A 22748-nucleotide genomic window follows, 5' to 3' on the forward strand; every position below is an offset into this window, starting at 1 on the left:
GTTAATCAGAATGCTCCGCCAGAGCATTCAGTACATGCAATTAAACTGACACTGGGCCGACGCGTTGTTACCCTGCTAACGTGCGTATGGCCAGGGCTTCAGGCTCGCTTAGGGCTTTGCCCTGAGCAAAGTTACACTGTATTTCGTGCAGCGCAACAAGTTGTGATGCCGAGTTAACTCCCTCAGCAATCACCTTAAATTTAAGGTGCTCAGAGATAAGCATAACCGACTGAATAAGTTTTCGGTTGCGCTGCGAGCGGGGCAGCGATTTTACAAACCGGTGATCAATCTTTATATAATCAAACGGATAAGCAAATAAATAGCTTAACGAGGCTAACCCGCTACCAAAATTATCCAGTACCAGCGTTACGCCGGCGCGTTTTAATTGTTTAATGGCCGGTAAAATAGATTGTGAGCGTCGGTTTAAATCGTTTTCGTCAAATTCAAACACCAGCTGTTGTGGGGTTACGCCGCTTTGCTCAATAAGCGCGAGGATTTTGTTTACCAGTGAGCCGCGCAGTAAATGGTTAACCGACACATTAACGGCAATCTTAATTGGGCGATCAGCTTGTTGCCGCGCAATCAGTAGATCGCAGGCATGGTTTAGCTGATACAAATCCAAATCTAAGGTGAGGCCGCTTTGTTCAGCCACTTCACGAAACTGCTCGCGTGAAATTTTGCCGTATTGCGGGTGTGACCAGCGCACATACATCTCATGATAAATAGCCTGGTTTGACGTTAAATTAATAACCGGCTGTAAAAAGCAGTCAAACTCTTCTTCACGCAGGGCATGGCGAAATTCGTTTTCTAGCTCCAGCTCTTCTATTAAGCGTTCGCGCATGCTTTTATCAAACATAACAAAGCGGCCACGCCCCAGGGTTTTAGCCTGATACATGGCGGCATCCGCATCGCGCAGCACCTCATCGGCACTACGGTAATACGCATCTAAGTGGGCAATACCAATACTTGCCCCTGAATACATCTCTTTGCCTTCTAACACAAAGGGTTGGGACACGGCATCAATAATGCGCGTGGCGACTTCTTCAACATCTTCTACAGAGTCAAAATTGTCGAGCAGCACCACAAACTCATCGCCGCCCAAACGAGCCAGCAAATCGTGACCGCGAACACATAACGCGATACGCCGGGCCACTTCTACTAAAAATTCGTCGCCCGCGTGGTGGCCCAGGGTATCGTTGATCACTTTAAAGCGGTCTAAATCAATAAACAGCACGGCAAAAAGATTGTCCTGATAGCGCTGCTTGCTGGCGACTGCCAGTTCTAACCGGCTGGTAAACATGGTGCGGTTAGGTAAATCAGTTAGCGCATCATGATGGGCATCATGAATGAGCTTCATTTCCATCTCTTTGCGTTCTTCAATTTGCTCGCGCAGGCTGTCATTGGCTTTGTTAAGCTCTTCCGTGCGCTCTTTAACATGTTCTTCTAGCTGCGCATTGTATCGATGTATGGCTTTGGTACTGCGCTTGCGCTCCATTGCCACGGCAATGTGATGTGACACAAAGCGTAAAAGTTCTAAATCGCGGGGCGTGTATTTGGCGTGTCTGCCATAGGTTTGCACTGCAATAACGCCCGATATTTCGCCCTCGACCACCAGGGGCGAGCCCAACCACGAATTAGAACTGTTGAGCATAGTTTGGGCAACACTTACATCAATTTCACCGGCTTCGGCTAATTGCAAAATACGCGAAGGGTTGATGAGCTCTGCCTGACCCGAGCGTAATACCATTTCAGTAAGACCTAGCCCCAGGGGTCTTTCCAACGCGCCTTCGTTCTCAATATCGCTGTAATAAGGAAACTTCAGGGTTTGGGCTTCTTCATCTAATGTAGCGATATAACAGTTGGGAGCACTGATAAGGCGGGCCAAAATATCGTGTAAGTTGCTGTAGAAGTTGTGCATGTCGCCTTCTACATTGGCTGCCAGTTCTGAAATTTCAAATAATGCCTGTTGCAGTTGTTCTGCCTTTTGGCGTTCAAGAATCTCTTCTTGCAGGTCATCGTTTATCTTGCGCAGCTGCCTGGTACGCTCACGAATAGTACGCTCGGTTAACTCCCGGCTTTTTACCCGGTCTACTGTAGTAACAATGTGTTGCGAAACAAATAATAAAACTTCCAGATCTTCTTGTGTATAAGACACATTTTCATCATAGCTTTGCACCACCATTGCGCCGATAACCTGAGTTCCGCGCTTCAAGGGTACGCCTAAAAGTAAGTTCGGCGGCGCTCCAACCATTTTCACCTGAGTGTTATGGGCAAACTCATCTGTTTCGTCTTTATGCAAAAATACATGCTGGCCGGTACGCAGAATGTAGCCGGTGATGCCGTCCATCATCTCTTCTGCCGGCACCTGCTTAATAGCCTGTTCGTCAAACTCATCAACAAAATAAGCAAAGTTAATAAGATTTACATCGCGTTCGTAAAAGGCCACAAAAAAGTTGTCGGCATTCATAAAGTCGCCGATAATTTCGTGAACCGAGCTATATAGGTGGTTGAGATTACTGATTGAACTCGACAGTTCTGAAATATCAAAGAGCGCTTTTTGAATGCGTTCGGCGCGTTTGTATTTATCAGTGAGTTGTTGCAGTTGAGGTATCAGCTCGCGAAGTTCTTCTTCTGATAACTCATACTGCGTAGACCTTGTCGACATCAAGTTAGCCAGTAATTATTTTTATAATGTTAAAGGGGGCGGTAAAGCTAGCGTATTATTGCAACAAATACCAGATTTGTTTAAAAATACGACAGGCAAAGCTTCGTTTTTAAGGTATGTATATTCGCTGGAAGGTATTGATTATGATGCGAATAGCCGGCATCGTGAAAGAACGCCGGCCAAGATGGGCAGGGTTTAAGTACCTTCAATCATATAATCAATAGCCGCTTGTATCTCATTGTCGCTGCAATCTCCACACGTGCCTTTGGGTGGCATTGCGTTGTAGCCGTTAATAGCATTTTGCAGCAACATGTCCATGCCACGTTCATCAATACGCGGCTGCCAGTCAGCGGCTACCTGAAGTTTAGGTGCGCCCAGCACGCCCGCGCCATGACAGGCAACACAGGCATTGTTGTATACCGTCTCGCCCGACCGGGGGCCGCCGGCACCTGCGCTAGCAGAAGCGTCTTCTGCTCCGGCTATTTTAAGCGAAGCATGGGGCTTAATGCGTTCTGCAATTGCTTCATCGCTCATATCCTGAGCCTGAACTACCGCAACCAGAGCCACAGCTGCTGCGCCAAACCAAAGTTTTATCTTCACATCTGCCTCCAGGCAACGTCAAAAAAATACAATATTGTTGAAAGATTATACTGGTTCCTATTTTACTACAATAGTTTAGGCCTATTTAACCGGTTTTTGGCCCAAGACTCGGGAAAAATATAGTGCATTCAGAATTGTTACACAAAACGGTTGATGCCAAGCCCAGGGATACGTATTATAGCGGCCCTCGACAGGTTAGCGAGAGCAGCAATTGCCCGCCAAAATCTTGTTGAAAAGTTTTAAAGTACGCACCCGTAGCTCAGCTGGATAGAGCGTTGCCCTCCGGAGGCAAAGGTCATAGGTTCGAATCCTATCGGGTGCGCCATTTTTAAAGGGCTGTGGCCCGATTCCTATCCTCTAAAAATTCCCTTTTCAAAATATGTAGCAAATGTGTAGCAAGGCTACAGCTGAATTCGTTGATCCAGAACCAAGTCGGAGACTTCCCAGTTGTAATCATTCATTAATCTGACCATTTCGTTATAGACTGGTTGCTCTGCATCCAAATCCCTTATGGTTAATACTACGGAAAACGGAATAGCTACATCTGGGGCCGAATATCCATCTCTACCTAAAACAGTTAATCTCAGTTTCCACGTGTCAATATCAACACCTTGTGGAAAGCGCGCATGATAAACTTTTACTGGTGACCACTTATCGCCGTTCTTAACTAGTTCATGCTCGTAAAGATTATCCGAAGTTTGTAGAGGGACTTTGGAATTGAATTTTCCTGTTGTTTGGTCATATTTCCCAAGTCCCAACTGTAAATCGACTTGGCAATACTCAAATGCCTTATTGGGATCTAATTCAGGTGTATATACGAGTGTTATAAAAAATTCAGCTCGAACTTTCCCCTCAGGAGTTCGCAAACACGAGGGTATTGGGAAAGGCAGTTTATTTATCTCAAAGCTCTCTTTAGCTTGCCCTTCGAAGACTACCGTTGTCTCGAAGTCACTCACTGACAAAAGTGAACTAGAACTTTGTGGTACGCCCCAACCAAAGTAAGGCCTATATTCGATTGGCGTAGGATAAGAGGTATTAGCGCTATGTACAATCAGAGCTTTTACAAGGTTAACATTTGCTCTATCTCCTAAGGCTTGGAATAGATTTGCAGTTATAGCAGAAATCACTGGAGTTGAAAAACTGGTTCCGATGTCGTTGCGAGAGTAGCCGCTGATATCTACTGAATTAACTCCAAGAACTAAGGGGCGACCGCCGACAATTGTTATGTTCCCACCGTAATGGACGACTTCGGGCTTTTGTACGAAATTAGAAACAGGTCCTTTCCTACTGAAATGAGATGGCTCTTCATTTTTCACGAAACCATCTACATGTGCGAGTGAACCGACAGTAATACTTCGAACTGAATCACCTGGACTTGATATTCCATCATTTAGTATCTTGTTCGGCGGCCATGCTCTAGTCTCATCTTCAAAATTTCCCGCAGCAACAACACAAATACAATCATATCTATCCTGAAATTCGTCTAAAAGTAATGCCATGGCTGATATTTCGCTCATGGATACTGGAGTAGACGCACCCAGTGACAAATTCCAGACTTTTATATCGGGGTTTTGTTCGGCTACTTCATACATGGCATTAATTATTTCATACATATCACCATGTTCATTTCCTAAAACTTCTACGCTAAAAACCTTGGCTTGGCATAAAGGAAACCTGACGTCGCGACCATTGAGATTATGGGAGTCACAGATTAGACCCGCTACAAAGGTACCGTGTGAAGCATCTCTGTAGGGAGCTGCAACATATGAGTTTCGGCCAACTAACCATGGCTCTAGAGGCTTACACGAATCGCTGATTCCAGAGTCAACGACAGCTACAATAGGATATTCAAAGACGTCACTGGGAGGAGTAATTTCAACTTGCTCTTCTGAGTTTACTCCACCAACCATGGGTTTTATTTTAATGCATTTGCTTGAAGTCGCACTTTGCACTCCTAAAAATTGATTGAGCTTTGATACGATTTCAGCAGGATTGCCCTCTACTCTATATAGCCGAATGGAGTTGGATCTGTGTTTATACCACCCAAATTCGTTTGAATTTAGAAAATCTTCAAATTTTGAATCTAGAAAGCTATTATCTTCTTGGGAATTAAAACGAAAGAGTCTTACGCTTAATTGATTTGAATCATCCGATAATTCTATTCTTGGCCTATATGGATGGATCGATTTTATTGCAGAAACTTCCTTTAATGCCTTTTTTGTATTTTTTGCTTGGCTTATTTTAGATTTTAATGATTCCAAGCCTGACTCTGTAACCTTTATAAGGAATTTTGTATGTCCGATATCTCCAAAAAATGGGCATGATTTATCTGAAAAAATGGAATTTGGTCTGTTCGTTTTAGCTATAGCATTTTCTTCTAGCTCAACAACGGCAGCTGTCACGCCTGTAGTTAGTGATTTGTCAATGTTTTCAAGGTTAACTTTCAACTCGTCGATAGAACTAAGCAAACCGATAATAAAGTTGTCAGTAACTTCTTTGTGGGGCTTGCTTGAACCTCCATAGCTTCTATCTGGTTGGATATAGTCAATGTCCGAGAAACGAACGTGTTTAATTTTATTCTTTTTTTCAGTCATGCTTAATTCCCTTTAAAATTTTGCTTACGTAGCTGGGAGATATACCCCAAAGCTGGCTGATTATTTTTCCTGAGAAAAATTCAGTGTCTAACTCTCTTAAAATTTTTATTTCTTCTGGTTTATTTTCATTGTCGAAGGAAATGTTTGGGTTTGCGGCTTGTATGAAACGTCTTAGAATTTTCGTTGTTTCAACCTCTTTATCTTCAACGATGATTTCTCGAAGATAATCATGAATGATTATTTCAATCTCTGCGCCTGACATTCCTTTAGAAACTTGTGCTAACAGATAGTATTCATTTTCATCTAATGGAAAATTCCTTAAAAGGTGCCTTACTAATTTTTCTCTTACACCCATTTCAGGATTTTTCATATGTATTTTGTAGTGAAAACGTCTACCGATAGCCGGATCTAACAGGTGTTCATGATTGGTAGCGGCTACAAGCACTGTATCTTCTAGGTTATCGATATTCTGTAACAAGCTTACTACGACTCTTTTAAGTTCGCCGATTTCATTCCGGTCGTCTCTTGCCTTTGCGATAGCGTCGAATTCATCTAAAAACAACACACACGGTTCTTCCTTAGCATATTCAAGTAAACTGCGAATGTTTTTCGAGGTTGAACCAAGGTATGAAGAAATCAAAGCATCCGCCCGAGCTGTCACGAGTGGCAAGTCGAGACGTTGCGCTATGTTAGCTGCAAGCTTACTCTTCCCCGTGCCTGGTGGGCCATAGAGGAGTAAAGTCGGATTTATGGGTATTTCAGCAAAAGCAAGTTTTTCTTTGTTGTTAATGTAGCGAACAAAAGAGTTTATGAGCTCTTGTTCGTTTTCTGTCATGAAAACCACGTTGCCTCGGGGCTCAGATTTATCGGCCAGTGAAAATCTATTGTCTTTTTCCACAGGGATAGGACGAGTCAGCGAGCTTGGTTGCAGTGCCTTGGAGGGCTTTTTTTGCTTTAACAGTTCTTTTAGTCTATCGGCTGCCTTGATATCACCAGATTGCTCCAGCTTAGTAGATAATAGTTCAGTATATGCGCTAACCGCCTTTTCATCACCTGCTAGTGCCCCTCCTATGATTTTGGACAACTCCACTAAATAGTTCATTTTTTGTCCCTTTAGGGTTTTTATTTCGATAGATTGGCACTTAGTTTACTATTTTTATCATTTTTTTTCCTGTTTTGTGAAGCTAAATTGGGTTAGGTACACTTATTTACAGAACTCCAAGTAAAAGCAGAAGAGCCGCTATGCGGCTCTTTTGAGTTCATGTTCAATGCGCCACTCATGAACGCGGGTAATAACTTCATTATCTGCATATCGCACGCCTTTTAATGCCAGGGTAACTACGCCGTCAAAGTAGCTTTGCTTCACTTCGCCAGTTTCCTCGTTCACCTTTTCCTGGTACAACGGCCTGATAGGCTGGTCGTTTCGCTTGCAGAACACGCCGCCCATTAGCTGAACAAACTTTGCCCAATCGCCACTGTCAGCAGCTTCATAAATTGCGTCGAATGTTTCTGACAAACCAACAAGTTGCTTTAACCGCCTAAGTTCGCGCCATACGGTGACTGAGCCGATACCAATTTGCTGAAATTGGCGAATACCCCAGCAGCTTGCCCAGGCTTCCACCCGTTGAGCTGCGTGTATAGCGTCACCGCCATCAATATCACTATCAAGTTGTTCGCCATTAACATTCTTACTGACGTATTTCGCAATATAGCCAGTAGCACTACCACGGCTATAATCAATATCTTTAAAATCACAACGGTTTTCCTGTGCTCCGGCTTCGTCGCCATCTTCCTGAAGGGCATAATGAGTAATCACTGATTTAAAGGCATCAGCGTGAATAGGCTCGATAAAAAGCAGCATGTGCCAGTGCGGCGTACCGTCATGCTGGGGCTCAGCGATACGAAAGCCATATTGCTGGATTTTACGGCGGTCGAACTCGGCACGTATACGCCGCCATAGCTTGTTTAAGTAGTCCTGAGCATCACGGGGCGTTGAACCATCCCATTTCGGGTTTGGGTCGCCTGATTTTGCGTAGGTATTATGAAAGCGAGAAGGGCAGGTAATGGTGACAAATATCGCTTTGTGTCCGGCTTCCTTTGAAAGCTTTTCAAAACCAGACATACGTGTCATCAGCTCGTTTTTTCTGTTAACGGGATTCGAGACGTTTTTATCTGACAGTTCTGCCAAGGAAAATGATTCGCCTACCTCATTAACGATAACAAGGTTTTCGAGCATTTTACGTTGTAGTTCTTTTTGCGCTAAACGAGATTGAACGGTGAAGTCACTACAGTATTTGCCTTTGCGACTATTTACCTGGCCCAGGTGCATCAGCACCGTCTCACGCTTGCGGATAACAACCTTTCTTAGTTGCCGCAGCCACCAATAAACATCCTGCATTCTGCGTAATGTGCCTATTAGCATCTTGTCTTCTGTAAGTTCTGGTAATTCGATACCGTAGCCGCTTACATACTTTGATGCTTCTGCAAAGGTAGAGAGGAGACCCTGACCAATGTTTGAAGTGTTTTCAGCGCGGTGTTTGTCGCTTTTTACCGCATACAGTTCAAAGCGCTTGCAACGCCTAGCATTGTCTTCTGCTAACTCCCTTAACTCAGCTTCACCCGCGCCAAAATGCGGAATTAACTTGGTAGGTAACAAACCGTTTAGTTTTTCGGTGATTTGCCTCAAATAACTATTCGCATTAAAAGGCTTATCGAATTCCTGATAACGGCCTATTAGGATTTGCTGAACGGCCTGCGGGAAGTGGGAAATTTGCTCTTTAACAAAAATTCGGTCTTCAGTACCCAACGAACGATAGAATTCACCTTTTTTACCAGACATTAAATCCAGCGTTCTAGCGATAGAGGACTCTTTAAACCGTTTCATTGGATGCCTCCAATGCCTGAGTATGTTTGATGCCCCGTTCTGAGACCTCTACACGCGACCAGCGCAAGCCATAAACGCACTGCTCAGTTGATTGCCTGAGCAAGCCTTCTTTTATCAGTGAATACAGTACGGTTCTTGAAAAGCGCACCGGTTGAGTTTTAGGAAAATTGGTTTTGCCAAACTGATTACAGACAGAGGTACACAACTCGACGTAACCGCCGTTGGCAAAGTAGTGAAGCAGCTCTGTTTGACTCGAAGTTAACTTTTTCATTATGCCGCCCTCTCATCTTGATAAAGGTGAGTGCGACGAACAAAGCTTTCCAGCCATGCGTCTAAGTCTTCGCGCAAGTAACGCACAGCACGACCAATTTTGATAAACGGTGGTGCCGGTGTGCGGTTTTCACGGTTGCCGTCCATCCGCGCTTGACGCAGAAAAGAACGGCTCATGCAGATATATTGTGATGCCTCTTTTTCAGATAAAAGGCGTGGTGTGATTAATGAACTCATTGTTGTGCCTCTGAATACTTGTTGTTATTTCAGAGGCAACTTACCTTTCCCTTTTTCCCTGGGAGGTTTTACGGGAAGCCGGGATTACATTTATTTTCGTATTTCCGAGACACGGTTTTGAAAGGTCTTGTAGGAAATCCGATTCTCAGTACCAGAGGCACTAACCCATATCAGAGATCTCTCGTTAACTTCGGAGAGGATAGACTCGGGATCTATATTGTCGTCTTCTTCCCAGGTATTTCTTAATAGCGCCCATAACTCTGATGCTCTTTTTCTTGGATGGCTAGCTATCATGTGCTCTATCAGACGGTGGAAAGCATTTTTTGAGCGCTCTTTATCAGCTTTAGCTCTTTGCTCTTCCTTGAATAAACCAAGCTCCACGAGCGTTTTATGAGTTATTACAAGATCTTTCATTTCATATCTGTGAGAGGGAAAGTCTATATGCATACTTGCGTTTTGGCCTTGTAGTGGGAAGAAGTACCCCGAGTCAGGTTCACCGGTCGCATTTTCTATCCTTGTTGTAGTATTATTTTCTATGGCAAAAAGTCGCTCAAACTCAACTTCCTCTACATCAATGTGAAGCCACTTTGAAATGAAATTATTAGGTGGTTTTATGCTGTTGGGGCAATCAATACTGAGTGTCTCGACCGTGTCCTTCTCGAGCAAATAGCAGTTGCTTGCGTCTGTGTAACCATTTTCGAGCAAAGCGTCATTATGATAATGCTTGAGCTCAACGAGACCAAAGTACGAAACACAACCGTAAGCGTCGAATCTATGAGCATCTTCCTTTCCTGCGATAAATGCACAGTAAGTTCTGAAAAAGCATAGAGGTAATTGGTCCCTTTCCATCAAGTAGCGAATATCGTAAGAACAGATATTGTACTTGTCTTGAAGTTCTTCCAGGCGGTAATAAAGTTTCTTCATTTTTTTATCTCTAAGGCTGTTCGGGTAGTATCTCGAGTCCAAATCATATGGTTACAACTCATCCAGTTTGTTCACTACCATACTTCATCTGTTAATTTTGAATTTAGGGTATAAGTGTGAAGTACAACGCAGAGGCTTACTACGAGGGACTTAAATGCGGACGGTATGGTACCAATACTTACCAAGAATGCTCAGATGGATTTGATAATTATGAAAAAGGTGTGACGCAAAGGTTGAAGTGGGCTTCTAGCGATGAGCTTGATTTACTTCTCAAAAACGAAACAACCTTGATCGGATAGCGTCATTCAACTACCTCTTAAAAGAAAGTTGTCATGAGGTGGACATACCTTACGAATAATGACTATATGCCTGTCAGAATTCTCGTAAAGAGTATAGTCTATTAGGCTCATCGCTGAACGCGCAGCTCTGAATAATCGTTACTGAAACAGAAAAGCGTTTTGTCGACCTGAACTAATAGGTTTATTAGTTAGCCTATTAGACTTGCTATTAGCGCTTATAACTGCGGGCTTAAGCTAAGGGAAATGCGGCCTAGAAGCGTATTTAAGCCTAATAGGCTATGGCGTTTTAAATCGTCGATAAAAGGACAGGTAGCAGTAACTGAAAATTTAAACGCTTGACTAAAGAGAATTATCTCACCAGTCTGATTTATCTTCTCCGAAGATTTGAGCGGCGCTGGGCCACCACACCCAAAAAGAATTACTACGTGCTTGGAAGCTTAATAGCGACAATTATATTCTGTTTCATATTTGAAAGTGCAGCCTGATGCCCCTCAGCTATTTCGGGATTAGGTGCTTTGATCGATAAATGGATACCAAATTGAATAGTTTTAAATAGATTTATGTGGATACACCGTTTAAGCGTTGACTTTTCTCTGAGTGAAAAGCGAGACTGACTGAGAAGTGTCGAGAGAAGCAATAGTACCGACAGTCGTCATCCATGAATAACAAATCTTCGTGCTTAACTTACACACTTAATAAGCAGCGCATTTCTCCTATAAAATTTATGGTTTCAATTTTTTGAATAGCTACTTTCATATGGTTCGCCTAAAAATATCTAAATAGATAAGATGACGCTTTGTATTCTCTAATAAAGCCGTTAGAAATGGACCATATTTTACTGAGGAATGGCAAAAATCTAGAGGTTGCTAAAGGTATATGTCAACTTAACAGATATAACGTAAAATAATCACGTCTTACATAATTTAATTGCCGAAAGCTAAAATAAATATATTACGGAAAAGTAAAGGGTCTATTTATATGGAAGGAATAGAGAGTAAAGTTGCATTAGAAGCAGCAAAGCCAGCTAGTGGACTGATTGCTGCGATTTTAGAGCAAAAAATAAAAAAAATACGCGCTTGGACTGAAGCAAGAGAGCTAAAAAGTAAACTGAAGGAGGATGTATTAGCTAAGTTAATGGAAAATTATCTTTCAAATTTAGCACACAAGGTCTCTGAAATTACCAGTATCGCCTTTCCTCAAATTAAGCTTCCTATAAATGAAACTTATGAGCCGCTTTCTCTCCATGTTTCTTCGCAAGGTTCAGTTGTAAAAAGAGAAGTATCTTTTGAAAGTATTTTAAATGCCTCCAAATCAAATTTATTACTGATTGATAGAGCAGGTATGGGTAAAAGTACGTTTTCTAAGTATGTTGTTTCACAAATACTTCTAAAGTCAGAGAGAATACCTATCTTTTTCGAGCTTAGAAAAATTAACATGCAGGAAAATTTAATTGAAAATTTAGCTAAGCTATTTGATGGAATCGGTGAAGATTTTGATAGAAATTTATTCTACAAACTATTAAGTGCTGGTAAATTTTACGTTGTAGCAGATGGTTTCGATGAGGTTCCTTTAGAGGCACAAGAGAAATTATCCACATACCTTAACGATTTATCTATAGATGGAGGTGATAACTTAATTTTTTTAACCTCCCGGCCGCAAAATAATTTGCCTGATATTGTTAGATGTAAAAAACTAGAGTTCAATTCTTTTTCAAAGGAACAAGCCATATCATTGATTAAACGATATGATAGATTCAGAGGTTTAAATGTCGGTGAAGGATTAATTAAACAGCTTGATAGCGTTCCTGAAAAGCTACTCGAGACCCCGCTTCTCGTTTCTCTATTATATCGCACGTATGGTGTAAATAACTCAATTGCAGACAGAGTCTGCACATTCTATGATGATATTTACAATGCCCTATTCAAGGGTCACGATATAATGAATAAAAACAATTATACAAGGAAAAAAAAGTCTGGCTTAGACTTTGAGGATTTCAGAAGACTTTTAAGATCTGTGTGTTTTTATATGTCTATATCAAGGATGACTTCTTTTGAAAGCTATACCAAGGCTATTGAGCATATACGGGAAGCATCAAAACGCGCCAATATTGCACCTACTACAGCTGATAATTTCCTAGATGACCTACTTGTTTCAGTTCCTTTAATGACTAAGGAAGGCTTAGAAATTAAGTTTCTACATAAGACAATTCTGGAGTACTTTGCAGCTGAATATCTTATATACCATAGCGATAGTAAAAAGAAGGTTCTGCAATTATTTAATAGTAAATACTTTCAGTCCTTTGGGAAAGTTTTTGATTTTATTTATGATATTTCACCAAGCTTATTTGAGTCCACGGTTACTTTCTTTTGGGCAAGTGAAATTGTCAGTTTGGAACCAAAAATGGATCAAGTCGAACTAGTATTTCGTTCTTTAAATCTCACTCATAAATTTGCTTTTGGGTTATGGGATGTTCGTAAATATACTTTAGAAAATACAGAGCGCTTTGATGATTCTAAAACATCAGTTCCGTTTAATTTTATGCAGTTGAGCTACGCTAAATTGGAAATAGATGAAGTTGACTATTACTGTGTTTTTATGGTGAGTACAGGGGATATAAAGTATCATCAATTAGCTTTTAAAGAATTGCTCGTTTCAGGGCAAGAAGAAAGAATAACCCACCCATATGCTGAAGCAAACCATGAAGATGACTTTAAAAAGATAAAAAAGAATTGTTGGATAACTTTCAATGATAGTAATGTAAATATTTTTAAAGAAAACACATGGTTGTATTTCTCGGCTATGGACTTCCTATCTTCTCGAAGTGGTTTAGGTATGGAAGCTGTAAATCCATCTATAGAAAATGCCAAAATATTGGTAGACAGAGTCAATGAAGAGGCCAAATATGATGAAGAAATTGAAGGCTATTTGAGTTAAAATATTTTAATAATCGTAACTTAATTTTCGAGATTGTGGGTAACTTTTATAAATTTTTTTTAAAGTAGACATTAGAGCAAATTTACCGCTGCGGCCTTATGCTCAGGTGCCAAATGTGCGTACCTGAGCGTCATATCTAATGAACCATGCCCAAGTAGCTCACGGGTAGTATTCAAATCTACTCCGGCCATTACTAGTTTGCTAGCAAAGTGGTGGCGAAAGTCATGAAAACGAAAGTCGATAATCTTAGCGCTTTCCAACAAAGCTACCCAGGCTTTCTTGAAGTCCTTAATTGGCTGGCCGTTTTCACCTTCAAAAACCCAGTGCAGGGAACCGCAATCCAGCTTCCAGTTGAGCAGCGCAGACTTGGCTTTTTGATTAAGCGGAATGTGTCGAGCTTTTCCGCTTTTGGCATTAGCCGCTTTCACGGTCACAAATTCCCTTTCAAAGTTAACATCAGCCCAGGTAAGGCTAAGTATCTCACCTTTTCGCATACCGGTATTCATAGCGACTATCACCAGAGGCGCTATATGATCCGCAAACGTGCGATTACTCAAATCAGGTAGTAACGGGTAGCCGCGCTCTGTTCTGTGCTTGTTGCCATTCTCACGGTCTTTTTTAATACGATAGTCTCGGGCGGCGAGGGCGCGTTTCAGTGCTTCTTCTTCCTCAAAACTTAGATAGCGAATATGGGTGTTGTCTTCGCGCAGCATCTTAACCTTTCTCAGGTCGTGCTTTTCTATCACTTCCCACTCGACTGCTCTGCTCATGATAGATTTAAGCGTAGTGAAGCGCCGGTTGATGGTGGCGTTGCTGCGTTTAACTTTCATCATGTCTGTACGGCGGCGCTCGACTACCGCGGCAGTAATATCTTTTAGCTGCATAGGTAGCAGGGTAGGGAAGTTCTTTTTGAGGTTTTTTAACTCCTGTTCACCAGACTTGGGATACTGGGCGCTGTACCAGGGCGCAAACTGTAAATCCAAAAATGCTTCCAGCGTGGTTAACCTGGATTTTCTTTCCTGGGCTTTTAGCTCTTTTTTGTGTTCATGAGGATCAACCCCCTGAACCACAGAAGCACCTGCTGCTTTTGCTGCGTCTCTGGCTTGCGCCGGAGTTATTTCAGGATGAGTGCCCAGCTTCACATTCTGCTGTTTGCCATTGTGCCGATAATACAAAAAATAGGTAATTCTGCCTTTCGGGCTTATTCGCGCATGAAAGCCAGATATCTCTGTATCATTTAGCCGCTTATCATCAATTTTGAGGCTCGAAATCGTCGAGTTTGAGATCTTCTTTTTGATAGTCATTTCAAAATATGTAGCAAATATGTAGCAGATTGAGTGATTTTGGGTGAGTTTACATGAACAAGGGTGAACAAACTATGAATTTCACTACTATAGTAAAAACAAGGGCTTATGTAGTGTTTTTTGTTTTTTCTGTTCACTGAGCGTCACTAAAAAACACTATATTTCTTGGCTCCGGAGGCAAAGGTCATAGGTTCGACAAAATCGTCGGGAGCGATTTTGAACGCGCTTCAGCGCGGCCCGTAAGGGCGAGGGGCAGGGACGCGCCGAGTAATCCTATCTGCGTATTAAACAGAAAGTCTAATTCTGACAAAACACTGTCAGAATACGACGTTTATTGAATTGCCTGACAAGTAAATCACCTGTTTCTCTCAGTAGTCCCATTGTGTCGGCTTGCAGCGATAGCGAGAGTGAGGTTCGGCTTTGCGCTCGCCACCTTGTTGCTCTATTACTTCACATATTTGGGTGGTCTGAACATTATCTCGCGCAGTTGTTCTTCCCCATATTGAAACAATGCCTGAGGCGGTTTCATCACAACTAGGTGCCGCATCAAATGCATGAACGGTATTGCGCTCAAAGTAGGTAAAATAATTGCCATTAGGAGACTTTGGAACAAACCATGCGGGCAAATCGGTGTCTTGGTTAGCGTCAATTATAAACGAGCTATCTTCACTGCTATGCTCAAACAACGCACTGTCAGAATGGGCAGCAAAAAAGCGGTTTTCAGTACCGCATGAAGGCGTTGTCAGCGGGAGGTAGAATTCTTGCGGGTGATGATAGTGATATGGGTAGAAGGTATCGCTAAGCTGGATTGTCATGCCAAGCTCTGCACCAACACTTTCACCATTAATCGATTTTATGCGCAGTAGTCCCCAGGGGCCCATAACCTCTGCATATGTATAGCCACCACGAAATCGATCATTATGCGCTTTTTCAGCATCAGCATAAAAAGGTAACCAGCCTACAGCAGCCCAAAGTTCTGGCAGCGCGTTCGCTGTTATATTTGTTTCCAGATAATCCGGCATGTGGCTTTGAGTCACGATAGACCAGAACTCATTCGCTAGAGTTAAACCCGCCTTTTTCAAATCTCCAGACTTTTTATCATAAAACTCGGTCAGCGTAGGTCGGTCAAGCCAGCCGGCAACTTTCCATGAAACTTTCAGCTCTTCATTGGCAGTATAAAGCGCCAATGCGTCATAATTTTTTTGGCTATCAAAGCAGGCTTTGGCCGCATTTGGATTGGCCAGCACCGCATCTACATGCTTAATCACTTTTTGCACGTCACGATAACCTGTTGTGCAGTCTCGGGCGATATTGGCGCTGCCATTGTTGGTTTCGGTAATCGCTAACGGCCCTGCCTCACATCCTTGTTTTTTGGTCAGAATCTCCTTAACGCCCCTCAGGTACGTTAAGGTTTGTTGCCACAATATCTGCGACTCTTTGGTGTTTTGGGTGGTGGTGTCGATGTTTTCATCGCATACAAAGTCTGTTGCAATACTTAACGACGAAAACATTAGCAATTGGGCCCCGGCAATATACCGCTTAACTTGTTTGTTCATGGCACTTCTCTTGGACGGATAATATAGAAATATTCCTATGTTCTTACGATAAAAATATCCAAAAGATCCTCATGCTAGAATGCTGCAAAGCCGCTACTATTGCACCTGATGCTCTAACCGCCACGTTATGTTCATCGGTTTTTCACTGATATGCTTTTCGTATATTACTTCGCCATGAAACATAAAAGGGGCGGCGGTTTTACCCTGTAATTTATGCTCTCGCACAAACAGGTAGAACTTAGCTCCATCTTTTTCATGGTTGATAATTTGTTGACCCCGTTTATTAGTTGGCGAGGTGCTGTTTTGCGATTGCCAGTGAAAATGGGTTTGGCTTTCGAAGTGATCGTGAAAACGTAAGTTAGTGGCTTTACCTGCTTTATTCAAAGTCACTAACAACACGTGCGCATTATAATTGGGTAAATATATATGCCCTGCGTGCCAATTACCTGGGTTGAAGGTTTCACCAAATAATTCGGGAATGTCTTCGCGCATAAACTCTTTGCCTACAAACAAGTTTAAGGGATCGACTTTGCCTTTTAACCGAGCAAAGGTAGTCATATCTTCGGTGGCTAACATATCTTCGTAGTCAGGGTTGGCGGCTCTCAATAAGTAATTGCCTTGCGTGTCTTTTAAAATTTTACGTAACAAATACTGATTATCACCACTACTATCTTGACGTTCGATGGCGATTGTAGAATTGCTAATCGAGCCAGCATTGGCGGGAGTGATTTGTTCAAACAACAAATAATCGCCATCTTGAATAGGCGACTTTCCGCCGTTCATGGAGTTGCCGGAGGCCCGCGCGATAAAGTGTTTGCCCGCGGTTAAACTGCCATATCCGTCTGGCATCACCACTTGTTCAGACTGTTCAGCGTTACCAGTTTTAAAGTGACCACAGGCAATTTTGATATCCGGGAAAAAGGGTAGCGTTGCCGCTTCAATAGCTGGCTTGGTAAAGGTCGCTATAGTGCTGTCCAAAGCGGGCAGGTTACGCTGTTTGTAATAACCCAAACGCTGCTCGTTAATTTCATTGGTCATTCTAGCCAGGGTTTGCGTGTATTCGACTGGGGCAGGCTGAGTGAAAGTGAAATGCTTATCAGTAAATGAAAACCATGCTCGTTGCGAACCTCGTTCCTCGGTACACCAGAATGTCACTGGGTTTATACGCCAATGCGTCTGCCAGGCTGTATCACTCACATTTTCTAACGGTTGCTTTGATGCAGGTAGATCTGCTTGCCACTTGGGGTGAGTGATGAACCATTGCTTCGCCCATTCGCTTAATGTGGCCAGCGATATTGATTGGTTTAAAGCATCATTGGCTAGCAAGGTTTCCAACAAAACCAACTTATAGGATTTGGCAGTTTTAGTGATGGCCAAATCTTTAAACCACTGCATGTGACTTTCTAGCACTGCCAGTTCGTCAGCCTGCATATCGCCCATCTCATCCACAAACTGCCACCATGAGCCGTAATTATTGCGCAGCTTGGCTTCAGAGTTACCATTTTGCCAAAACTCGTTATAGGTCGGCCGGCGGCCGAGACTGGTTTTTAACTGTTGGTATTGCAAGGGCAACGCATCGTCAGCCAAGCTTTCAAGAAAATCGATAAACGCCAAATCAAAATTGATATAACAACCGTCGGGTAGCAGTTTTTCAGGCGCTTTAGCCAGTTGAATCAGCTTAGTGCGGCTGGGAGTGCCAGCTACTAGGGTTGCCAGCAACAATTCAGGGCGGTTTAAAAAGCTATGGTGGTTGCCTACAAAATCCAATACTACTAATCGTTCTTTTTGCGTATGCTTGCGTAAACCCCTGCCCAGTTGCTGCAAGAATAAAATCTTTGATTCGGTGGGGCGCAGTAACAGCACCGTATCGATGTGGGGCGCGTCGACCCCTTCATTGAACAAATCGACCGAAAACAATACATTGATTTTGCCTTGCTTCAGTTGGTCCAGAGCTTCGGAGCGCGACAGCGTTGAGTCAGAGTGAACACTGGCTGAGGCAATACCATTATTGTTAAAAAACTCGGCCATATAATCAGCATGTTTTTGGGAAACACAAAACGCCAGGGTGTATGTCTGAGCTTTGTCCTGCCATTCCTTTAATGCATGCTTGGCCCGCATGACGGTAGCCAGTTTGGTAGAAAGCTTTTCTGGGTCAAACCGACCGCTACGCCATGGGATATGCTCATAGTCCACGCTGTTATCAAAGATACCGTAATAGCTGAACGGGCAAAGCACCTTTGAGGCAACTCCCTCAAACAGGTTTTTCTGATACACAAAGTTATGGTGACATAACGCTAGAATGTCTGAGCCGTCGGTACGTTGGGGTGTGGCAGTCAGACCGAGCAAAAATGTCGGCTTGAAATGGTTTAGCAGCTGTTGGTAGCTGCCTGCAGCAGCGTGATGAAATTCATCTATCACGATATAGTCAAACGTTTCGGGTGCGAAAGTATCTAAATGTGACTGCCGCCCAATGGTTTGAATTGAGCCAAATAGCATGTCGTATTCAGCATCTTTTTGCTGGCCGGTATAGCGGCCAACTTTTTTGTCTGGCATTACGGCTAGGAAGCTGGATTCGGCCTGCAGCAGAATTTCTTCCCGATGAGCCACAAACAACACTTTACAAGCATGACACTGGGCAGCATCAAAGGCTGCTAGGTAGGTTTTACCCATACCGGTCGCCAGTACCACCAGCCCGCGCTTGTTGCCTTGCTGACGTGTACCTACCAGTGCTTCCAGTGCCTTTTGCTGGTGGCCAGTAGGTGTTGGAGGCACGTGCTCTTTTTCATCCGGCAGGTCAGCTGCAGAAGGCTGAGCGACAACATTTCGGGCATACTCATAGCGCTTTTCGTATTCAGCAATCCAGTCATAAGAAAGCGCCATTACATTGGGGTGGCCAAGTAAACGCCGGAACTCTGTGCGTATATGGTTGAGTTTAGCCAAAGAGGCAGTGTCGGTACTGTCTGGGTGATCGATACGGTAATTCCATTCGATGCCGTCAGTTAACGCAGTTTTACTGATATTGCTAGAGCCAATGAACGCGGCCGCAGAGTGCAGAAGGGTGTCTTCTTCGCGCACAAAAATGTAGGTTTTTAAATGAAAACTGGTGGCCTGACGGCTGTTAAACACCCGGATATCTGCCCCGCGTTCCTGCAACAACATCAAGCGTTTCAATGCCTGGGGCTCGGTGATATTCATGTAATCACTGGTCAATAGGCACAGTTCAACCTGTCGCGATGTGGAGGCCAGCGCCTGCTCAATATCGTCAAATAATAAGTTAAGGCCGGAATTACGTATAAACGACACCGCAATCTCGATGTGGGTGGCAGTGGTCAGTGCGCGGCGAATCTCCTGAACCAAATAAGGTTCATTTTGCCCTGTAATAAGAAATCGTTTGGCTTCCATCACGCTAACTCCTGCTTTAACAACAAGGTTTGCCATGAGACTTCTTGGCGTCCTAATTTATCGGAGGTACTTGCAGGTGAAAGCACTTCTGTACGTAGGTTGCAGGCCGCAGCCAACTGCTGCACTTCGGCGACAGAGACCTCGTACATCGGTCTTTTACTATCGCTTGGCCCGAATCGCAAAGATATCACTATTAACCCATCTGTCGCTAAGCGCTCAGCTATGGTTTGAAATGCTAGCTTTCGCTCGGAAGGAGGAATATGCATCCATACCGCACTCAATAGAATCAGTTGGTAAGTAGTCGGTGTGGTGGGCAACTCGATAAGTTCAGGCAAAGACGCAGCCGACCATAGCACCTCAGGGCCAGAGGATTTTTGGGCTAGTTCTCTTAATGCTTGAGCCGGCTCGGCTGCGACCACCTGCCAACCCTTAGATGCTAGCCAACGTGCATCTCTTCCACTTCCCGCGCCGATGTCTAGAGCAAAGCCTGGCGTTAACCTTTCTATTAAATAGCTCCAGTCCTGATGGATCTGTTGCGCGCTAACAGAGTCATACAACGATTGAAAGTGTTTGGCTTGCTGGTGGTAATGCGTAATAGTCCTTGTCACGGTAGCCTTTTCCCTAGTCTATAAGGCAACGAAATGTAGCTTCTACATCTGAATTTTTGGCCAGGTTACCATTTTACTCAGCCACTGAAAAATTCATTCACCCTTGCTTTTTATACCCGCTATCCTAGGTGCTTGCGCTGTTTAAACAAAACCAGATAAAACCACGTTTCGGGTTAAGAATTTCACTAACGTACAATCAATGTGAATAATCAAAGTGCAGTGTTTAGCAAAAGCCATACTGAAATGTTACTTAACCGTATAAATACAATATACAAACTTTAAATAGCTTGAAGGTATTGGTTGTTCAAAAAATAAAAAGGAATTAACGTACACCGTTAATGCGAAATTCATACTTATCAAGGAAAGATATATGACGGTTTTTATTACCTATGCCTTTTTAATTATTTTAAGTCTCTTAAATGGTTATTGGGTGGCGGCTAAAACACGAGGGGTCGTGCAATCGGGCCTGGCTTTGCTATTGGTGGTGGCAGTTACCACCGTACTTACCGTACTGGTCGCGCAAGCTGGGCATTATTTAGCTAATAGCAATTTAGCTGATAGCATGCCAAAAGCCGGTGGAGCGGATATGGCAGCGGTGGCGTATATTTTATTTTTTGTCGCGTCTTTTATTTTCACTTGTTTATCGTTCATTTTTGTAAAGAACAGCAAGTCTGACGGCAATTTATGAAAATTTTCTGATGCAAAAAGCGGGTGGTTATCGTTACCGCATAATGAACTATTGAGTTGTGAAGGGTTATTACTTTCAAACAGAACAAGTGTCTTCAAGTAGCGCGGAATTAAAGCACTTCTAAAGTGGTACTTTATTGGTATATTCTGGCTCGTGGTTAAAATAAGAAGAACACAGCAACAAATGAAAACAAGTTACTCATTATGTACATTAGGGATGATAGTGCTACTAGGCGCATGTGGCGGCTCAGACGCCTCTGATCCAGAACCTTCGCAGCAAAACAATAGCACCGATAAATCACCGCCCGATGAGTCGGGCAACACCGGTGGTGGGGATAATTCTTCAGGCAGTGATGGGGCTTCAGGCTCTGATGACTCTGGTTCTGATGACTCTGGTTCTGAACCACCCACATCGTCGGTATCGGGCAAGGTTATCGATGGTTATGTGAGTGGGGCCACGGTCTGGATCGACTTTAACAACGATGGCGTGTTTGACCCGAATGAGCCAAGCGCGGTTTCTGCAGAGGCCGGTAATTACACCCTGGAGCTAACCGAGGCCCAGCAGCAGTGCGCTGCCTATGCCCCGGTATATGTGGATGTGCCGGTGGGCGCGATGGATGAAGATTTAGGCGAGGTTACCAAGGCCTATCAGATGGTACGGCCGCCGGTCATGAGCATCTTAGATGATGGCAGCCTGGTGCATATCTCGCCGCTCACCACGGTGTTGTGGCAAAATATTCAGAGCACGCTGAATGGCTCGTCTTTTAGTGATTGCGAAACCCTGCTGGCTGATCAAAGCAAACGTCAGGAGGTTCAGACTCTGGTAGATGACACCATCCGCCATACCCTAAGTCTGTATAACATCAGTGCCGACACCCTTTTTCGTGACTTTATTGCCGATGGAAATGATGAGGCCAAAGCCCTGGCCCAGCAACTTGTAAAAGGGCTTAAACGCAGTTTTGCCTATACCCAGACGGTAAAGGCCGCTTACCCGCAGGCCAGTGAAGTGCGGGTGGTGCATTATAACGGCAAAAATAGCTATTTTACCGATGATGAGGCGTCCCACTGGTTTCGGGAAGTAGTGATTTTCAATGGTGATGAATTTATCTCCCGCGAAGACTTGATGAATGACGACTTAAGCGAAGTGCTAACGCCGGTCTATTATCGGGACGCGCTGGACACCACATGGGGCGAGGGGCTACTAACGGCCACTAAAGATGCCATTTACAACGGCGCCGGGGCCGGCTTTCGATGTAGCCTTAGTGAGCAGGTGACAATTACCGAGGCAGACGTTACCTATGCCTTACACAATTATCTGCCTCAGGGCCAGCAGGTCACCACCGTTGATGGTTGCGACAACCAGTCATTTGACGCCACCACACCGCGGCGAATTTTTTATGTCAGTTACACTAACGCCAACAAATCCTATCTGGCCGATTTACGACAAGAGGAAGGGATGGTGACCGTCTTACCCCATTGGGTGGGCTTTGCCGGGGCCAGTGCTGCGTTTGATTTTGCTGAGCTGGTGGCTGCGCTGAGTGTCTCAGGCTATGAATTTACGGACCCGGTGAGTATTCCTACCAGTTCATGGGCGAAGCGCCAAACCTGGGATGAAGGAAGCACCCGCTACCAGGTTGATTATAATTCGGCCGGGCAGTGGGTAAAAACCACTACTCAGGCCGATGGCACTTATGCCACCGAGTGTTCTTACGATGAAGGTGCCAGCTGGGAGGCCTGCCGCGACGCATAAAATGCGGTAGTCAGAAACTGGCTTTGCCCCGCGT

15 protein-coding genes and 1 tRNA gene are annotated in these 22748 nt (G+C 43.7%); 4 read left to right on the plus strand and 12 right to left on the minus strand.

Annotated features, from left to right (window positions below; genetic code table 11):
* Window positions 1-67 precede the first annotated feature (67 nt).
* Both JK130_RS11025 and JK130_RS11030 read right to left on the minus strand, forming a co-directional pair.
* Window positions 68-2665: a bifunctional diguanylate cyclase/phosphodiesterase gene (locus JK130_RS11025; protein WP_218354382.1), complete on the minus strand. Its 2598-nt coding sequence runs from the start codon at window positions 2663-2665 to the stop codon at window positions 68-70.
* Window positions 2666-2860: 195 nt separating this feature from the next.
* The gene (locus JK130_RS11030) at window positions 2861-3265 is read right to left on the minus strand and encodes a c-type cytochrome (protein ID WP_218354383.1); all 405 of its coding nucleotides are present in this window, start codon (window positions 3263-3265) and stop codon (window positions 2861-2863) included.
* 248 nt (window positions 3266-3513) lie between these two features.
* Here JK130_RS11030 and JK130_RS11035 point away from each other — a divergent pair.
* Window positions 3514-3590: transfer RNA gene (locus tag JK130_RS11035), tRNA-Arg, on the plus strand.
* A 76-nt stretch (window positions 3591-3666) separates the two neighbouring features.
* On the opposite strand, the gene JK130_RS11040 is transcribed toward JK130_RS11035, so the two are convergent.
* The 6 genes from JK130_RS11040 to JK130_RS11065 all read right to left on the minus strand — a co-directional run bounded on the left by JK130_RS11040 (window position 3667) and on the right by JK130_RS11065 (window position 10174).
* Window positions 3667-5859, minus strand: coding sequence for a S8 family peptidase (locus JK130_RS11040; protein ID WP_218354384.1), 2193 nt, complete (start codon window positions 5857-5859; stop codon window positions 3667-3669).
* Window positions 5852-6961, minus strand: coding sequence for an AAA family ATPase (locus JK130_RS11045; RefSeq protein WP_218354385.1), 1110 nt, complete (start codon window positions 6959-6961; stop codon window positions 5852-5854). The genes JK130_RS11040 and JK130_RS11045 overlap by 8 nt, the downstream gene beginning before the upstream one ends.
* 138 nt (window positions 6962-7099) lie before the next feature.
* On the minus strand, window positions 7100-8743 hold the full coding sequence (locus JK130_RS11050) for a replication endonuclease (protein WP_218354386.1): 1644 nt from the start codon (window positions 8741-8743) through the stop codon (window positions 7100-7102).
* Complete coding sequence (locus tag JK130_RS11055; RefSeq protein WP_218354387.1) at window positions 8730-9014, minus strand: hypothetical protein; 285 nt, start codon at window positions 9012-9014, stop codon at window positions 8730-8732. The genes JK130_RS11050 and JK130_RS11055 overlap by 14 nt, the downstream gene beginning before the upstream one ends.
* The gene (locus JK130_RS11060) at window positions 9014-9250 is read right to left on the minus strand and encodes a helix-turn-helix transcriptional regulator (RefSeq protein WP_218354388.1); all 237 of its coding nucleotides are present in this window, start codon (window positions 9248-9250) and stop codon (window positions 9014-9016) included. Before JK130_RS11060 ends, JK130_RS11055 begins: the two co-directional genes overlap by 1 nt.
* A gap of 90 nt (window positions 9251-9340) precedes the next feature.
* A complete protein-coding gene (locus JK130_RS11065; RefSeq protein ID WP_218354389.1) occupies window positions 9341-10174 on the minus strand; it encodes a hypothetical protein in 834 nt (277 codons plus the stop codon).
* Between the two features lie 1277 nt (window positions 10175-11451).
* On the opposite strand from JK130_RS11065, the gene JK130_RS11070 reads away from it, so the two are divergent.
* Window positions 11452-13407, plus strand: coding sequence for an NACHT domain-containing protein (locus JK130_RS11070; protein WP_218354390.1), 1956 nt, complete (start codon window positions 11452-11454; stop codon window positions 13405-13407).
* Window positions 13408-13478: 71 nt separating this feature from the next.
* Here the strand turns inward: JK130_RS11070 and JK130_RS11075 are convergent, their stop codons facing one another.
* The 4 genes from JK130_RS11075 to JK130_RS11090 all read right to left on the minus strand — a co-directional run bounded on the left by JK130_RS11075 (window position 13479) and on the right by JK130_RS11090 (window position 20277).
* Window positions 13479-14711, minus strand: coding sequence for a site-specific integrase (locus JK130_RS11075; RefSeq protein ID WP_218354391.1), 1233 nt, complete (start codon window positions 14709-14711; stop codon window positions 13479-13481).
* Between the two features lie 368 nt (window positions 14712-15079).
* Window positions 15080-16267: a dimethylsulfonioproprionate lyase family protein gene (locus tag JK130_RS11080; RefSeq protein WP_218354392.1), complete on the minus strand. Its 1188-nt coding sequence runs from the start codon at window positions 16265-16267 to the stop codon at window positions 15080-15082.
* A 96-nt stretch (window positions 16268-16363) separates the two neighbouring features.
* Entirely contained in the window at window positions 16364-19705 is a 3342-nt protein-coding gene (locus JK130_RS11085; protein ID WP_246587770.1) for a DUF3427 domain-containing protein, read from the minus strand.
* Complete coding sequence (locus tag JK130_RS11090; RefSeq protein ID WP_218354393.1) at window positions 19669-20277, minus strand: class I SAM-dependent methyltransferase; 609 nt, start codon at window positions 20275-20277, stop codon at window positions 19669-19671. Before JK130_RS11090 ends, JK130_RS11085 begins: the two co-directional genes overlap by 37 nt.
* A 370-nt stretch (window positions 20278-20647) precedes the next feature.
* Between JK130_RS11090 and JK130_RS11095 the strand changes: the two genes are divergently transcribed.
* Both JK130_RS11095 and JK130_RS11100 read left to right on the plus strand, forming a co-directional pair.
* Window positions 20648-20965, plus strand: coding sequence for a hypothetical protein (locus tag JK130_RS11095; RefSeq protein WP_218354394.1), 318 nt, complete (start codon window positions 20648-20650; stop codon window positions 20963-20965).
* Window positions 20966-21148: 183 nt separating this feature from the next.
* A complete protein-coding gene (locus JK130_RS11100; protein WP_218354395.1) occupies window positions 21149-22714 on the plus strand; it encodes a hypothetical protein in 1566 nt (521 codons plus the stop codon).
* Window positions 22715-22748: the final 34 nt, after the last annotated feature.

This window comes from Alteromonas lipotrueiana (assembly GCF_019249245.1).
GTDB classification, from domain to species: Bacteria; Pseudomonadota; Gammaproteobacteria; order Enterobacterales; family Alteromonadaceae; genus Alteromonas; species Alteromonas lipotrueiana.

Excerpts from the sequence above, each read along its gene's own strand:
- JK130_RS11025 (WP_218354382.1), bottom strand. The coding sequence starts at position 2,665 with ATGTCGACAAGGTCTACGCAGTATGAGTTATCAGAAGAAGAACTTCGC.
- JK130_RS11040 (WP_218354384.1), bottom strand. The coding sequence starts at position 5,859 with ATGACTGAAAAAAAGAATAAAATTAAACACGTTCGTTTCTCGGACATT.
- JK130_RS11045 (WP_218354385.1), bottom strand. The coding sequence starts at position 6,961 with ATGAACTATTTAGTGGAGTTGTCCAAAATCATAGGAGGGGCACTAGCA.
- JK130_RS11050 (WP_218354386.1), bottom strand. The coding sequence starts at position 8,743 with ATGAAACGGTTTAAAGAGTCCTCTATCGCTAGAACGCTGGATTTAATG.
- JK130_RS11055 (WP_218354387.1), bottom strand. The coding sequence starts at position 9,014 with ATGAAAAAGTTAACTTCGAGTCAAACAGAGCTGCTTCACTACTTTGCC.
- JK130_RS11060 (WP_218354388.1), bottom strand. The coding sequence starts at position 9,250 with ATGAGTTCATTAATCACACCACGCCTTTTATCTGAAAAAGAGGCATCA.
- JK130_RS11065 (WP_218354389.1), bottom strand. The coding sequence starts at position 10,174 with ATGAAGAAACTTTATTACCGCCTGGAAGAACTTCAAGACAAGTACAAT.
- JK130_RS11070 (WP_218354390.1), top strand. The coding sequence starts at position 11,452 with ATGGAAGGAATAGAGAGTAAAGTTGCATTAGAAGCAGCAAAGCCAGCT.
- JK130_RS11075 (WP_218354391.1), bottom strand. The coding sequence starts at position 14,711 with ATGACTATCAAAAAGAAGATCTCAAACTCGACGATTTCGAGCCTCAAA.
- JK130_RS11080 (WP_218354392.1), bottom strand. The coding sequence starts at position 16,267 with ATGAACAAACAAGTTAAGCGGTATATTGCCGGGGCCCAATTGCTAATG.
- JK130_RS11085 (WP_246587770.1), bottom strand. The coding sequence starts at position 19,705 with ATGGCAAACCTTGTTGTTAAAGCAGGAGTTAGCGTGATGGAAGCCAAA.
- JK130_RS11095 (WP_218354394.1), top strand. The coding sequence starts at position 20,648 with ATGACGGTTTTTATTACCTATGCCTTTTTAATTATTTTAAGTCTCTTA.
- JK130_RS11100 (WP_218354395.1), top strand. The coding sequence starts at position 21,149 with ATGAAAACAAGTTACTCATTATGTACATTAGGGATGATAGTGCTACTA.